11 protein-coding genes are annotated in these 13,240 nt (G+C 57.5%); 8 read left to right on the top strand and 3 right to left on the bottom strand.

Annotated elements, in window-relative coordinates; all coding sequences use genetic code 11:
- Positions 1–49 precede the first annotated feature (49 nt).
- Positions 50–610, top strand: a complete 561-nt coding sequence (locus ACTRWH_RS17695) for an LOG family protein (RefSeq protein ID WP_041332903.1) — start codon at positions 50–52, stop codon at positions 608–610.
- On the opposite strand, the gene ACTRWH_RS17690 is transcribed toward ACTRWH_RS17695, so the two are convergent.
- From ACTRWH_RS17690 to ACTRWH_RS17680, 3 genes are all read right to left on the bottom strand, one after another.
- Positions 580–1,473: a carbohydrate kinase family protein gene (locus ACTRWH_RS17690; RefSeq protein ID WP_305936369.1), complete on the bottom strand. Its 894-nt coding sequence runs from the start codon at positions 1,471–1,473 to the stop codon at positions 580–582. The two genes, ACTRWH_RS17695 and ACTRWH_RS17690, sit on opposite strands and share 31 nt — an antisense overlap.
- Positions 1,474–1,568: 95 nt before the next feature.
- Positions 1,569–2,474, bottom strand: coding sequence for a response regulator transcription factor (locus ACTRWH_RS17685; protein WP_151983076.1), 906 nt, complete (start codon positions 2,472–2,474; stop codon positions 1,569–1,571).
- Positions 2,461–5,841 (bottom strand): hybrid sensor histidine kinase/response regulator, encoded by a 3,381-nt coding sequence (locus ACTRWH_RS17680; RefSeq protein WP_007153044.1) that lies wholly within the window; start codon positions 5,839–5,841, stop codon positions 2,461–2,463. Before ACTRWH_RS17680 ends, ACTRWH_RS17685 begins: the two co-directional genes overlap by 14 nt.
- Positions 5,842–6,244: 403 nt before the next feature.
- Between ACTRWH_RS17680 and urtA the strand changes: the two genes are divergently transcribed.
- From urtA to ACTRWH_RS17645, 7 genes are all read left to right on the top strand, one after another.
- Complete coding sequence (urtA, locus tag ACTRWH_RS17675) at positions 6,245–7,423, top strand: urea ABC transporter substrate-binding protein (RefSeq protein WP_227664931.1); 1,179 nt, start codon at positions 6,245–6,247, stop codon at positions 7,421–7,423.
- Positions 7,424–7,505: 82 nt separating this feature from the next.
- The gene (gene urtB / locus ACTRWH_RS17670; RefSeq protein WP_007153046.1) at positions 7,506–8,432 is read left to right on the top strand and encodes an urea ABC transporter permease subunit UrtB; all 927 of its coding nucleotides are present in this window, start codon (positions 7,506–7,508) and stop codon (positions 8,430–8,432) included.
- A 9-nt stretch (positions 8,433–8,441) separates the two neighbouring features.
- Positions 8,442–9,641, top strand: a complete 1,200-nt coding sequence (gene urtC / locus ACTRWH_RS17665) for an urea ABC transporter permease subunit UrtC (RefSeq protein WP_305936370.1) — start codon at positions 8,442–8,444, stop codon at positions 9,639–9,641.
- Positions 9,641–10,399, top strand: coding sequence for an urea ABC transporter ATP-binding protein UrtD (gene urtD / locus ACTRWH_RS17660; protein ID WP_075194622.1), 759 nt, complete (start codon positions 9,641–9,643; stop codon positions 10,397–10,399). Before urtC ends, urtD begins: the two co-directional genes overlap by 1 nt.
- Positions 10,400–10,401: 2 nt before the next feature.
- Entirely contained in the window at positions 10,402–11,091 is a 690-nt protein-coding gene (urtE, locus tag ACTRWH_RS17655) for an urea ABC transporter ATP-binding subunit UrtE (RefSeq protein WP_127401979.1), read from the top strand.
- A gap of 14 nt (positions 11,092–11,105) precedes the next feature.
- A complete protein-coding gene (locus ACTRWH_RS17650) occupies positions 11,106–12,152 on the top strand; it encodes an aliphatic amidase (RefSeq protein WP_305936371.1) in 1,047 nt (348 codons plus the stop codon).
- Positions 12,153–12,167: 15 nt separating this feature from the next.
- Entirely contained in the window at positions 12,168–13,211 is a 1,044-nt protein-coding gene (locus tag ACTRWH_RS17645; protein WP_228210597.1) for an AAA family ATPase, read from the top strand.
- The last annotated feature ends 29 nt before the right edge of the window (positions 13,212–13,240 follow it).

Genomic DNA, 13,240 nt, shown 5'->3' with positions numbered 1-13,240 from the left:
AGTATATTACTCATCCGATCAAACCACGAACGCGTTATAGGACTCCGTCATGAAAATCGCTGTCTTCTGTGGCTCCAGCCGGGGAAATGATGAACGTTTTGCCCAAGCCGCCGGAGTGTTTGGCCAGTATATGGCTAGCCAAGGTATGGATCTTGTATTTGGTGGTGGCAAGGTGGGCCTGATGGGCGTGGTTGCCGATGCCGTTCTGGCCGGCGGCCGGGAGGTATATGGCGTTATCCCCGAGTCCCTTCGCGACCGCGAGTTGGCCCATCAGGGCCTGACCCGCCTGGATGTGGTGAGCAGCATGCACGAGCGCAAGGCGCTGATGGCGGATATGGCCGACGCTTTTGTGGCGCTACCTGGCGGGCCGGGTACTATGGATGAAATTTTCGAGGCCTGGACCTGGGGCCAACTTGGATATCACAGCAAGCCCTGTGCGTTTTACAACGTGGATGGTTACTACAATGAGCTGCTGGCCTTCATCCGCACGATGTCTGGCGCGGGCTTCCTGAAACCTGAGTACGCCGAGATGGTGATCGTGAAAGACCAGCCCACCGAACTGGTATCCGCCCTGAAAAACTACCAGCCGCCCTCGCGTAAATGGTCATGAACTCGCTGAAGGCTCAGGTTTTCCGCTGCCAGGGACTGTGAGGTCACGCAGAGTGCGCCACAGACCGCCCCGAGGCGAAGGCAGGTCTTCAGGTTTTCACCGTTAAGGTGGCCACACAGAAAACCACTGAAGAAGGCGTCACCCGCACCATTGGTGTCCTGCACCTGACCGACCGGAAACGCGGGCTGTTCCAACCATTGCCCGTCCCGGCTAAGCAGGGTGGCACCGTCGCTGCCATGGGTGCACACCACCAATTCCTTGCCATCATCAATCATCTTAGTCATGAAACTGCGATAGTCCGGCAGATTGTCGCTGGACAGGAAAATGGCGTTCGCCGCATCGATAAACGGCTGATGATGTGGGTTTCGACCGTCGTAGTCATGCAGATCGGTCCACACCGGTTTGTTCGCGTTTTGTGCCAGGGCCAGCGCCGGCTTTGTGTAGCTCAGGATATTGATCACCACCCGTTCGCAGCCTGAGATTGCGGAGGTCACCGGTGCCCAATCAACGACACTTGGGTCAGCCGGAGGTTGGACAAACAGCGAAACCCGCCCGCCATGCGGGTCCATCAGGTTTACGTGCTGTTCTGTCGGTGTGTCGGTGGCTTCTGCAAGCAGCTCAATGCCAGGCTTATCCAGGGCGTGGCGCACCAGATCGGCCTCCGTGTCCTGCCCCAGCAGCGAATGCAGGACTACGCTGCGCCCCAGCGCTGCAAGGTTCAGCGCCTTGCCAGCACCGGTGCTGCCGACGGATCTGTAACTGCTCTTGGGCCACAGGGTTTGCGGTGTTGGGGTTGGCAGGGCATCGAGCTGGATGATGGTATCCAGCGATGCGCCGCCGATAATGACGATGGGTTTGTTCATGGGTTGGCCTCGGCAGGAAGATTAGCCCATCTTATCCGGTGTGGAACGGGTAGGGCTCCTCCCTGCGGCTACGCCCCTTTCGTTGCCTGTGGTGGTCAGGTTCGTGCCAGACATTTGATGGCGGCAGCCGCGGCCGACGTGCGGTTTTCCACGCCCAGTTTGCGAAATACCTGCTCCAGATGCTTGTTCACCGTGCGCGGGCTCATTTCCAGAATCTGTCCGATTTCGCGGTTGGTTTTGCCATTGGCTATCCACAACAGCACATCGGACTCCCGGCCGGTCAGGCTGAAGCGCGTCCGCAGAGCGCCCGTGGCCTCGCTGGGCTTCTGCACCTCTTGCAGGCGCAACAGGTATTCCCTTTCGTCGACCAGAGTGAGGAACTCCACCGCGTGGAGCTCGGGCAGGAAATCCAGAGTAAGGCTGTGGCCGTTCTCCGGATTGTGGCGCAACCAGTTGGCCAGGTTATTGGTCAGTAGTTCAAGGTTGTTGGAGCCGCCGCCAGTGAGCCGCTGATGAACCTGGGGGGTGGACCACAGAATGGCTCCGTGACGGTCCACGGCAAACAGGTTCTGTCCGGCGGTATCCAGTGCGGCCCGAGCGCTGTGTGCCATGCGGGCGTTGGTCAGATGTACCTGCATGCGGGCCATCAGTTCGGTGGTGTTAATGGGTTTGGTGATGTAGTCCACGCCGCCGCATTTGAGCCCCATCACCACGTGCTCAGTATCGCTGAGGCCGGTCATGAAAATGATGGGGGTATTTGCGAAGTCCGGATTCTGCTTCAGCCGACGGCAGGTTTCGAAGCCATCCATGTTGGGCATGATGGCGTCCATCAGCACAATGTCCGGGGTGATGTTCTGACTGATGGTCAGGGCCTGGCTGCCTTCCAGCGCAATCAATACCGTCATGCCGGCACTTTCCAGGGCGTCGTTGATCATGCGAATGCAGTCAACTGCATCGTCCACCACCATAACGACCGTCTTTCGGGCTTCAGGTGTGCTCATGTTCCGTCACCTTGATCAAATCGATGATTTTTTCGAACTGGAAGTCGTTGGTGAGCTTCACAAGTTCTTCTACAAACACCGGATCGGCCTCGCTCCGGTAACGGAGTCCGTGCAGTGCCTCAAGAAGTCCTTTTTTGTGGCCGATGGTGGCCAGCCCCACCAGCGCGGCGCGATGTTCAGCCGCGGGCAGAATCAGCGTTTCCGATTCGGGCGTAATGGTGGCTGCCAGCGGTTCCGGGCTTTTCTCGAAGCGCCAGTCGAGGGTAAGCAGCCGGGCGATGTGGTCCAGCAGCAGGTTCAAGCGCACCGGCTTGATGATGTAACCGTTGTGCAGGGTGGGTGATTCCGGCCGGTTGCGTCCTTCGCTGGCGTCGGCCGATACCATGACCACGGGCACCTGATGGTTGTTGCTTCGCAATTGCGTAAGGATATCCCAGCCGCTGTAACCGGGCATGGAGACATCGAGTAACACCAAGTCGGGATGGCTGTTGTCGATGGCATCCACCACCGCCAGGGAGTTGCCGATGTCGACAATCTCAAAACCCAGCGGAGCTAGCATGGCTCGGATCACCTGGCGGTGGGAGGACTCGTCATCCACCACCATGATCTTGCGTCGCGGGCCTTTGTAGCCATAAATGCGCCGGGCCGGAGATGTCATGGATTCCGGGCGGGGGGTATGCAGGCTGGACAGCATCAGGCTGACGCGGAAGGTACTGCCTTCCCCGGGCGTGCTCTCTACAGAGAGATCGCCGCCCATGATTTCGGTCAACAGCCGGGTGATGGTGAGCCCGAGCCCGGTGCCGGTGCGACTTTGTCCGGGGGTGCGTATACGCTCGAAAGGTCGGAATATGCGCTCGATGTTTTCTTCGGCGATACCTTCACCGGTGTCCTTTATCGTGAACTCAGCCACCTGGCTGCGATATTTCAGGGTTAACGAAATGCTGCCGTTGTCGGTGTATTTGAGCGCATTGGACAGCAGGTTGATGAGTATCTGCCGCAGGCGCTTTTCATCCGTGGTCACCAGTTCGGGTAAGCGGGTAGGGCCGTGGTAACTGAAAGCCAGCCCTTTCTCTTCCGCTTGCAGCCGGAACATGTGCACCAGTTGCTCCATCAGCAGGTCAATACGCACTTCGTCCCGGTGCAGGTCCAGCCGCCCGGCTTCGATCTTGGAGATGTCCAGCAGGCCTTCGATTAGGTCTGCCAGATACTCACCGCTGCGGCGTATGACACCCAGTGCGTCCTTGCGGTTGTCGGGGATAGCGGTGTCGTTCTCCATCAGCTGGGCGTAACCCAGGATTGCGTTCAGCGGTGAACGCAGCTCGTGGCTGATGCCAGTCAGGTAGCGGCTCTTTGCGCCGTTGGCCGCTTCTGCGTGCTCCTTGGCCTGTTGCAGGGCCTGATCCGTGCGCTCGTGGGCCACGATTTCCTCAGTCAGAAGACGGGTCTGTCGCTGGGACTCCTCCTCGGCCACCACGCGGCTTTCATGGGCCAGCACAAACAGCCAGCACACCACGCCGGTGATAATGATCAGCACGAAGAACACCTTCCACAGGGTGATCGACAGCAGCGCGGCTTCGGTGGGCGAGTTCACCGGTGTCTTGGCGTATATCAGTGCCAGAAGAAGCCCGGACAGACCGTTGATCAGGAACAACAACGTCAGGAAGTGGCCAATGCGCGAGTGTAGTTTTGAGAGCACTGACTCGGGAATAAACAGGCCAAAAAACTGCTGCAGCTGATGCCGATAACCTGCACCGGGTTTACAGAAATCGCCGCAGCGGGCATCAAGGGAGCAGCACAGCGAGCAGATATTGCCGGCATAGGCCGGGCAGCCAGTCACGTCTTCCGGCTCGAATTCGTGTTCGCAGATACAGCAGGCGACAAGTTGTCGGTCAGTGGCGATGGGCACGAATGGGCGTGCGGTATAGAAGCGCCCACGAGTACGCCAGGCAATGACGGGCGCGATCACCAATGCTGAACCCAGGGTAATGAAGTGTGACAGCGCCTGGGGTACGTCGCCAATGGCGCCACCGTGGCACACCATACCAATGACCGAGGCCAGTATCATGGCACCGACACCAACGGGGTTGATGTCGTACAGGTGTGCCCGCTTGAACTCGATGTGCTTCGGGCTGAAGCCCAGTGGTTTGTTGATCACCAGGTCGGCCACCAGGGAGCCCACCCACGCCACCGCTACGACGCCATAGAAGCCCAGAGTCTCTTCCAGGGCGCGATAAACACCCAACTCCATCACCAGCAAGGCAATGGTCACGTTGAAGACCAGCCACACCACACGGCCCGGATGGCTGTGCGTCAGACGTGAGAAAAAATTCGACCAGGCAATGGAGCCTGCATAGGCGTTAGTGACGTTGATCTTGACCTGGCAAAGAATGACAAAGATGCCCGCGATGGCCAGCGCCACTTCCGGAGACGACGAGAGATAGCCGAATGCCACCATGTACATGCGGGTGGGGTCGGAGGCATCCAGTGCCGACACGCCATGGTTCAGGGCCAGTACAGCCAGGAACGAGCCCGCCAGGATTTTCAACGCACCAATGACGATCCATCCAGGCCCACCGGCCATCACCGCCGTCCACCACCGCAAACGCTGCCCTTGCTCAGGCTCAGGCACAAAACGCAGGAAATCGACCTGTTCGCCAATCTGTGCAATCAACGAGAACACCACGGCCGACGCTGCCCCAAAAAGCAGCAGGTTGAACTCGCCGCCCTGATTGGGGGCAGTGCCCTCAAACTGCGTCCAGTCTGACACCGAGCCGGCGTCCATGTAGATGATGAAAACAAACGGCAGCAGCTGCAGCACAATCCACGCCGGTTGGGTCCAGAGCTGGAACTTGCTGATGGCGGTTATGCCGTGGGTGACCAGGGGGATAATCACCACCGAACAAATGAGATAACCGATTACCAACGGTATATCCAGCAGCAGCTCCAGCGCCATGGCCATGATCGCCGCTTCGATTGCGAAAAAGATAAACGTAAATGAGGCGTAGATCAGCGAGGTGATGGTGGAGCCGATGTAGCCGAAGCCGGCGCCTCGAGTAAGCAGGTCTATATCAACACCATAGCGAGCGGCGTAGTAGCTGATGGGTATAGCGGTCAGAAAGATGATCAGCGCTACGGCGCAGATGGCCGCGACTGCGTTGTTGAATCCGTAGTGGATAGTGATGGCCCCACCGATGGCTTCCAGCGCCAGAAAGGAAATCGCTCCCAGAGCCGTATTAGTAACGCGGGCGGCGGACCAGCGCCGGGCACTCTTTGCGGTAAACCGCAAGGCGTAGTCTTCGAGCGTCTGGTTAGCCACCCACTGATTGTAATTGCGCCTTACACGGAAAATGCTTTGTCGTGCGGCCATCGTTGTGTTGCCTGTGTCGCTGGATAAGGAGTGCCCGAAAATAAGTGCGGTTGCGTGGCGCGGTGCACCGGACCTGAAAACACCAACAATTTTCGTGCCATGGACAGGAACGCAAGAAAAAGCGGACACATTTAGATCGTGTACCCGCGTTTTAGCCTGTATTGCCGGAATCAGGAATGCGTCAAATGACGTAGTGTGCTGGGGTGATTGCCGAATGGGCTCCCTTAAAGGGCGCAAGCAGAATGTTTGATGTGGACGCTGTGCTTTCGATGAAAAGCGCGGTACCGGATTTCAAACACTGCGAGGAATCACTATGGGTACGACAGATAAAAACGCCAGCATGCGATCGCCTGGCAAGAGGCCAGGGTTTAGAAAAAGTCTGATGACACTGGCGGCGTCCGTTATGCTGGCTACCTCCGCGCAAGCGGCGACACCCAGTACGGCAGAAGTCAATACAACCGATCTGGCGGTGACGGATGACACCGTTACGGTTGGCATACTGCACTCTATCACCGGCACCATGGCAATCAGTGAGATTGGCTCGGTGCAGGCGGAAAAGCTGGCGATTGAACAGATAAATGCGTCTGGTGGTGTTCTGGGTCGCCAGATAGAGTTTGTTCAGGAAGACGGCGCCAGCGACTGGCCAACGTTTGCCGAAAAGTCCCGCAAGCTTCTGCGTCAGGATAATGTGGCCGCGATCTTTGGCGCGTGGACCTCCGCGTCACGCAAGGCCATCCTGCCGGTGATCGAACAGTACAACGGCATGCTGTATTACCCTACCTTCTATGAAGGTCTTGAGCAGTCCCCGAACGTGGTTTACACCGGCCAGGAAGCTACCCAGCAGATTCTTGCGGGTATCGACTGGGCGGTAAAGGAAAAGGGCGCCAAGAGCTTTTACCTGCTCGGATCCGACTACATCTGGCCGCGAACCTCCAACAAGATCGCCCGCAAGCACATCGATAAGCTGGGCCTGAAAGTTGTGGGTGAAGAGTATTACCCTCTGGGCCACACCCAGTTCAACTCGGTGATCAACAAGATCAAGCTCAAGAAGCCCGACGTGATTTTCGCTTCCGTGGTGGGCGGTTCCAACGTGGCCTTCTACAAGCAGATGAAAGCCGCCGGTGTTGATTTCACCGACGAGAAACCGCTGCTGCTGACGATCTCCGTAACCGAGGACGAAATCCGCGGTATCGGCGGCGACAACGTGGAAGGTATCTACGCCTCCATGAAGTACTTCCAGAGCCTGGACAACCCCAACAACAAGGAGTTTGTTGCGGCCTTCAAGGAAACCTACGGCGATGACATGGTGATCGGCGACGTTACCCAGGCCGCGTATCTCGGTCCCTGGTTGTGGAAAGCGGCGGTTGAAAAGGCCGGCTCTTTCGACATCGACAAGATTCGCGAAGAGTTCGCAGGCATCGAATTCACCAAGGCGCCGGAAGGTTACGTACGCATCCACGAAAACCATCACCTGTGGTCCAAGACCCGGATTGGCCAGGCCCAGCTTGATGGTCAGTACAAGGTGGTTCACGAAACAGAAGAGCTGATGGAGCCAGACCCGTTCCCGGAAGGTTACCAGTAAAACGGAATGGCCGGCGCCACCGCGCGCCGGCCTTCATCGCCTCCGCAACGCAAAGCATGTTGGTTTGAAGGGGAGAAGGGTCATGTTCGATGGCTACACCAGCAGTGAATTGATGTCGATATTTGCCATGCAGGGGTTTGCCGGGCTCTCCCTGTTTTCAGTGTTCGTACTGATGGCAATGGGCCTGGCCATCATTTTTGGTCAGATGGGCGTGATCAACATGGCCCATGGGGAATTCATGATCCTCGGTGCCTACACCACCTACCTGACGTCGAGTTTTTTCCAGTCCTACCTGCCCGGACTGTTTGGCGGTTACTTCTTCTTCGCCATCATCCTGGCCTTTTTGATATGCGCTGCCTTGGGAGCACTCGTTGAGTGGCTGATGATACGGCATCTCTACCACCGGCCACTCGATACCTTGCTGGCCACCTGGGGGTTGAGCCTGATCATGCAGCAGGCCTACCGCTCCATCTTTGGTGCCCGCGAAGTGGGCGTTGATCTTCCTGAATGGATGATGGGCGCCTTCCAGGTGACCGATTTGGTGGAACTGCCGATCAACGGCTTGTTCGTGATGATCATCGCGCTCTCCATTGCAGTCGCCGTTTACTTGCTCATGTACCGCTCCGGCTGGGGCAAGAACGTGCGGGCTGTGGTTCAGAACCGTCCTATGGCTGAGGCTGTTGGTATCAACAGTGCTGGTATCGACCGCGCAACCTTTGCCCTCGGCTGCGGTATCGCCGGGATTGCTGGCGCCGCGTTCACCATGATCGGCTCCACCGGGCCGTCGTCCGGGCAGGCCTACATTGTCGATACCTTCCTGGTGGTGGTCTTCGGCGGCGCCCAAAGCCTGATTGGCACCATTATTTCCGCCTTCGGCATTTCCCAGGCCCAGTCCACCATGGAGTTTTTCCTGAGTGGTTCCATGGCCAAGGTTCTCACCCTGCTGGTTGTCGTCGGCATTCTGATGCTGCGTCCAGAAGGACTCATGGCCCTCAAGGTCCGTCGCTAGGAGATTGTCATGAAGAGTTCATCCCCCCTGAAATGGTTCGGCTCCCGCGAGGGCCTGTATTACCTGGCGCTGGCGTGTCTGCTGGTTGTCATCCTGCCGCTGGCTCTGGACCCGTTCCGGCTGAACATGGTGGGTAAGTACCTGACATACGCCTTCGTGGCGATCGGACTGGTGATGTGCTGGGGTAAAGCCGGCATCCTCAGCCTGGGCCAGGGCGTGTTCTTCGGCCTGGGCGGATACTGCATGGCGATGTTCCTGAAGCTGGAAGCCTCCACGCCAGAGGCGACGGCGATCCAGTCCACCCCGGGCATTCCGGATTTCATGGACTGGAACCAGCTCACCGAGCTGCCGTGGTTCTGGGAACCGTTCCATAGCTTCTCGTTCACGTTGATCGCGGTTATTGGCGTGCCCGTTCTGCTGGCTTTCGTGATCGGTTTTGCAATGTTCACCCGCCGTGTAGGTGGCGTGTACTTTGCCATCATCACCCAGGCCATTGCCGCAATCCTGACCATCCTGATTATCGGACAACAGGGGTACACCGGTGGCGTAAACGGCATTACCGATCTGCAGACCCTGAAGGACTGGGATATCCGCACCGATGAGGCACGGACCGCCCTGTACTTCGTCTGTGTCGGAATGCTGTTCCTTTGCCTGTTCGTGGCACGGCTTGTCCAGAACCGGAAACTGGGCCGCATTCTCGTGGCGATGAATGCCCAGGAAATGCGGGTGCGCTTTTCAGGCTATGACGTGGCTGCCTTCAAGATTTTCGTGTTCTGCCTGGCGGCGGCCTTCGCTGGTATCGGCGGCGCAATGTTCACCCTGATTGTTGGCTTCATGTCGCCGTCCTTCATCGGCATTGTTGCCTCCATCGAGATGGTCATCTTCTGTGCGCTTGGAGGCCGGTTGTCCATTCTCGGAGCGGTTTACGGTGCCTTGTTGGTGAATGCCGCCAAAAGTGGCTTTTCCGAATCCTTCCCGGAACTCTGGCCTTTTGCCATGGGGGCTCTGTTTATTGGTGTGGTGCTGGCATTCCCGAACGGCCTGGCAGGACTTTACCGCAGCTATGTCATGCCCCTGGAAGAGCGCTTGTTCAAACGCAAAGCGCCTGTGGCTAACGCCACCGCCGAGCCTTCGGCCACCAAGCCTGGTGCTGAAAAGTCTGACGATTATGATCCGATGATCAATACCTACAGTCCGGAGAAATCCTGATGAGTGCAGCCAAAAGCAAAGGCACGGATTTTCTGCTGGCGGTTGAGGGCCTGACCGTATCATTCGACGGCTTCAAGGCCGTGGATGACCTGTCTTTCTACCTCGATCCCAAGGAAATCCGGGTCATTATCGGCCCCAATGGTGCTGGCAAAACCACCGTTCTCGATCTGATCTGCGGCAAAACCAAGGCGACTGCCGGTTCGATCAAGTTTGCCGGCAAGGAGCTGACCAAACTCAAGGAACACCAGATCGTTCATTCCGGTGTGGGCCGGAAGTTTCAGACACCATCGGTGTTTGAAGACCTGACTGTGTTTGAAAACCTCGAGGTGTCCTACCCGCAGGGCCACAGCGTGATGGGGGCGCTGGCCTTCAAGAGGGACCGGGCGGTGATAGAGGCCGTGGAAGAGGTGGCAGAAACCATCTTCCTGACGGACGCCCTGAACGAACCGGCAGCCTCGCTCAGCCATGGTCAGAAACAGTGGCTGGAGATCGGCATGCTGCTGATCCAGAAGCCGGATCTGCTGATGCTGGATGAGCCGGTGGCTGGAATGTCGGTGGCCGAGCGCAAGAAAACCGCCGAACTGCTCCGGGTGATCACCCGGGACCACACGGTACTGGTGATCGAGCATGACATGCAGTTCGTTGGTGACATCGCCGACCGGGTGACCGTGATGCACCAGGGCAAGGTTCTTTCGGAAGGGTCCATTGAGCACGTGAAGTCGGACCCGAAAGTCATCGAAGTCTATCTGGGGCACTGAACATGCTAAGCGTCAAACATCATTCGGTGGCCTATGGCCAAAGCACCATCATCGGGGACCTGAACCTTGAGGTGGGAAAAAACGAGATTGTGGCCGTGGTGGGCCGCAACGGCATGGGCAAGACCACGCTGATGAAATCCCTGGTAGGCATGACCCCCACCAAAGGCGGTGAGGTCAGCCTGGATGGTTCCAACATTTCCAACCTGAAGAGCTTCCAGCGGGTAAGGGCTGGCATTGGTTTTGTGCCTCAGGGCCGGATGATTTTTCCAACCCTTACGGTAAGGGAAAACATTGAAACGGCCCTGTCCGCCGTGGGTGAAAAGAAGGTACCGGAGGATCTGTACGAGATGTTTCCGGTACTGAAGGAAATGCAGAACAGGCGCGGCGGTAATCTGTCTGGTGGTCAGCAGCAACAACTCGCCATTGCCCGCGCACTGGCCACGCGGCCCAAGGTGCTGCTGCTTGACGAACCCACCGAAGGCATTCAGCCCAATATCATCAAAGAGATCGCTCAGACACTACGGCGTATCCGCGATGAGCGCGGTTTGTCGATAGTTGTCTCTGAGCAGGTCCTGAGTTTTGTGATGGACGCGGCGGACCGGATTCTGGTGATCGAGAAGGGAGCCATCGTGCACGAAGAGAACAGGGCTGAAGCAGACCAGGAAAAGATTGCCAGTTACCTGGCGGTTTAACGAGGAGCGAATTAATGAGACACGGTGATATTTCCAGCAGTAACGACACCGTCGGTGTGGCGGTGGTGAATTACAAGATGCCCCGGTTGCATACCAAAGCCGAGGTATTGGACAACGCCCGCAAGATTGCCGACATGATCAAGGGTATGAAAGTGGGCCTGCCCGGCATGGACCTCGTGGTGTTTCCGGAATACAGCACCATGGGCATCATGTACGACAATGACGAGATGATGGAGACGGCTGCCACGATTCCCGGCGACGAAACCGCCATCTTCTCTGCCGCCTGCCGTGAGGCCAATACCTGGGGTATCTTCTCACTAACCGGCGAACGGCATGAGGATCACCCCAATAAGGCACCCTATAACACCCTGATTCTCATCAACAATGAAGGTGAGATCGTCCAGAAATACCGCAAATGTATTCCCTGGTGCCCGATTGAAGGCTGGTATCCGGGGGACACCACTTACGTTAGCGAAGGCCCCAAGGGTATGAAGATCAGCCTGATCATCTGCGATGACGGCAACTACCCGGAAATATGGCGGGACTGTGCAATGAAAGGTGCCGAGCTGATCGTTCGCTGCCAGGGCTATATGTATCCGGCCAAGGAGCAGCAGGTGATGATGTCCAAGAGCATGGCGTGGGCCAACAACTGTTATGTGGCCGTGGCTAACGCCTCCGGGTTTGATGGGGTGTATTCCTACTTCGGCCACTCCGCCATTATCGGCTTTGATGGCCGCACTCTCGGAGAGTGTGGCGAGGAAGATATGGGAATTCAGTATGCCCAGCTTTCGATCAGTCAGATCCGCGACGCACGCCAGAATGACCAGTCACAAAACCACCTGTTCAAACTGCTGCACCGGGGCTACACCGGTGTTCACAACTCCGGCGATGGCGACAAGGGCGTAGCCGACTGCCCGTTCGAGTTCTATCGCACCTGGGTGATGGACGCTCAAAAGGCACAGGAAAACGTTGAAGCAATGACTCGCAAAACTGTGGGCACCGCTGAATGTCCGGTGGGTGAGCTGCCATTCGACGGTAAAGAAAAATCTGCAGGCGCTTAATGCCGGGAGTTGCTGATGCCGTTTATCAACGAACGGCTGGAAGCCAACCGGGAATCTATAGAACAGAACCGGGCTGCCTCAGGCCCGGTTCGTGCTTCCCGGTTTCGCTTTGAGCCAGATGCCGTCATGTCCCGCCTGCGGGAGAACATCGTTGGCCAGGACGATGCGCTGACAGCCATGGAATCCATGCTGGTGCGAGTGAAAGCCGACATCGGCGAGGAAAACCGGCCACTCGCGGTGCATCTGTTCCTTGGGCCCACTGGTGTGGGTAAAACCGAAACCGTTCGGCTGATTGCAAAAGCCATTCATGGCAGCCGGGATGGCCTGTGCCGCATCGATATGAACACCCTGGCTCAGGAGCACTATACCGCCGCACTTACCGGCGCGCCGCCGGGCTACGTGGGCAGTAAGGAAGGCCACAGCCTGTTTGATCTGGACAAAGTACAGGGCTCGTTCAGCAAGCCTGGCATTGTGTTGTTTGATGAAATCGAGAAAGCCAGCCGGGAAGTCATCCGCGCCCTGTTGAACGTTCTGGACACTGGCCGGCTGATGTTTCCCTCCGGTAACCGGGAAATCGATTTCAGCAACACTCTGATATTCATGACCAGTAATGCCGGAGCTCTGGATGCTGAGGCGCACCAACAGCGTTATCAGAGAGGTTGGCGCCGCTGGCTCGGGTTATCGGCCGGTGAGGGCGGATACTTGCTAGATGTTGCTCTGCGTCGGCATTTCGACCCTGAATTTCTGAACCGTATTGATCAGATCCTTACCTTCAACAGCCTTGCTGATAACTGGCTCGAAGCACTGTTGGACATCGAGTTAGTGGGGCTCAACCGGCGGCTGGGCAAAAAACACGCAGTGCTGTCACTGTCAACTAAGCTTAGGGGCGAACTGTGCTGTGGCTACGATGCCCGTTATGGAGCCCGGGAGATGTTGCGGGCTTTTCGCCAGCGTCTGGAGCCCGCGGTAGCCAGAGCACTGTTGGCGCATCCTGACTGTCAGCGGTTTGAGGCCGATACTCAGAATGGGGCGGTCACCGTGCACCAATACGTCGAATGACGTAGGTGTGGGGGGCATTTCGCGAATAC

The organism is Marinobacter sp. G5_S1_61_S3, assembly GCF_054968585.1.
This window is presented reverse-complemented; position numbering and strand designations above follow the sequence as displayed.

Coding starts and splice junctions, on each gene's coding strand:
- ACTRWH_RS17685 (WP_151983076.1), bottom strand. CDS start 2,474: ATGAGCACACCTGAAGCCCGAAAGACGGTCGTTATGGTGGTGGACGAT.
- urtC (WP_305936370.1), top strand. CDS start 8,442: ATGAAGAGTTCATCCCCCCTGAAATGGTTCGGCTCCCGCGAGGGCCTG.
- urtA (WP_227664931.1), top strand. CDS start 6,245: ATGCTGGCTACCTCCGCGCAAGCGGCGACACCCAGTACGGCAGAAGTC.
- ACTRWH_RS17690 (WP_305936369.1), bottom strand. CDS start 1,473: ATGAACAAACCCATCGTCATTATCGGCGGCGCATCGCTGGATACCATC.
- ACTRWH_RS17695 (WP_041332903.1), top strand. CDS start 50: ATGAAAATCGCTGTCTTCTGTGGCTCCAGCCGGGGAAATGATGAACGT.
- urtB (WP_007153046.1), top strand. CDS start 7,506: ATGTTCGATGGCTACACCAGCAGTGAATTGATGTCGATATTTGCCATG.
- ACTRWH_RS17645 (WP_228210597.1), top strand. CDS start 12,168: ATGCCGTTTATCAACGAACGGCTGGAAGCCAACCGGGAATCTATAGAA.
- ACTRWH_RS17680 (WP_007153044.1), bottom strand. CDS start 5,841: ATGGCCGCACGACAAAGCATTTTCCGTGTAAGGCGCAATTACAATCAG.
- ACTRWH_RS17650 (WP_305936371.1), top strand. CDS start 11,106: ATGAGACACGGTGATATTTCCAGCAGTAACGACACCGTCGGTGTGGCG.
- urtE (WP_127401979.1), top strand. CDS start 10,402: ATGCTAAGCGTCAAACATCATTCGGTGGCCTATGGCCAAAGCACCATC.
- urtD (WP_075194622.1), top strand. CDS start 9,641: ATGAGTGCAGCCAAAAGCAAAGGCACGGATTTTCTGCTGGCGGTTGAG.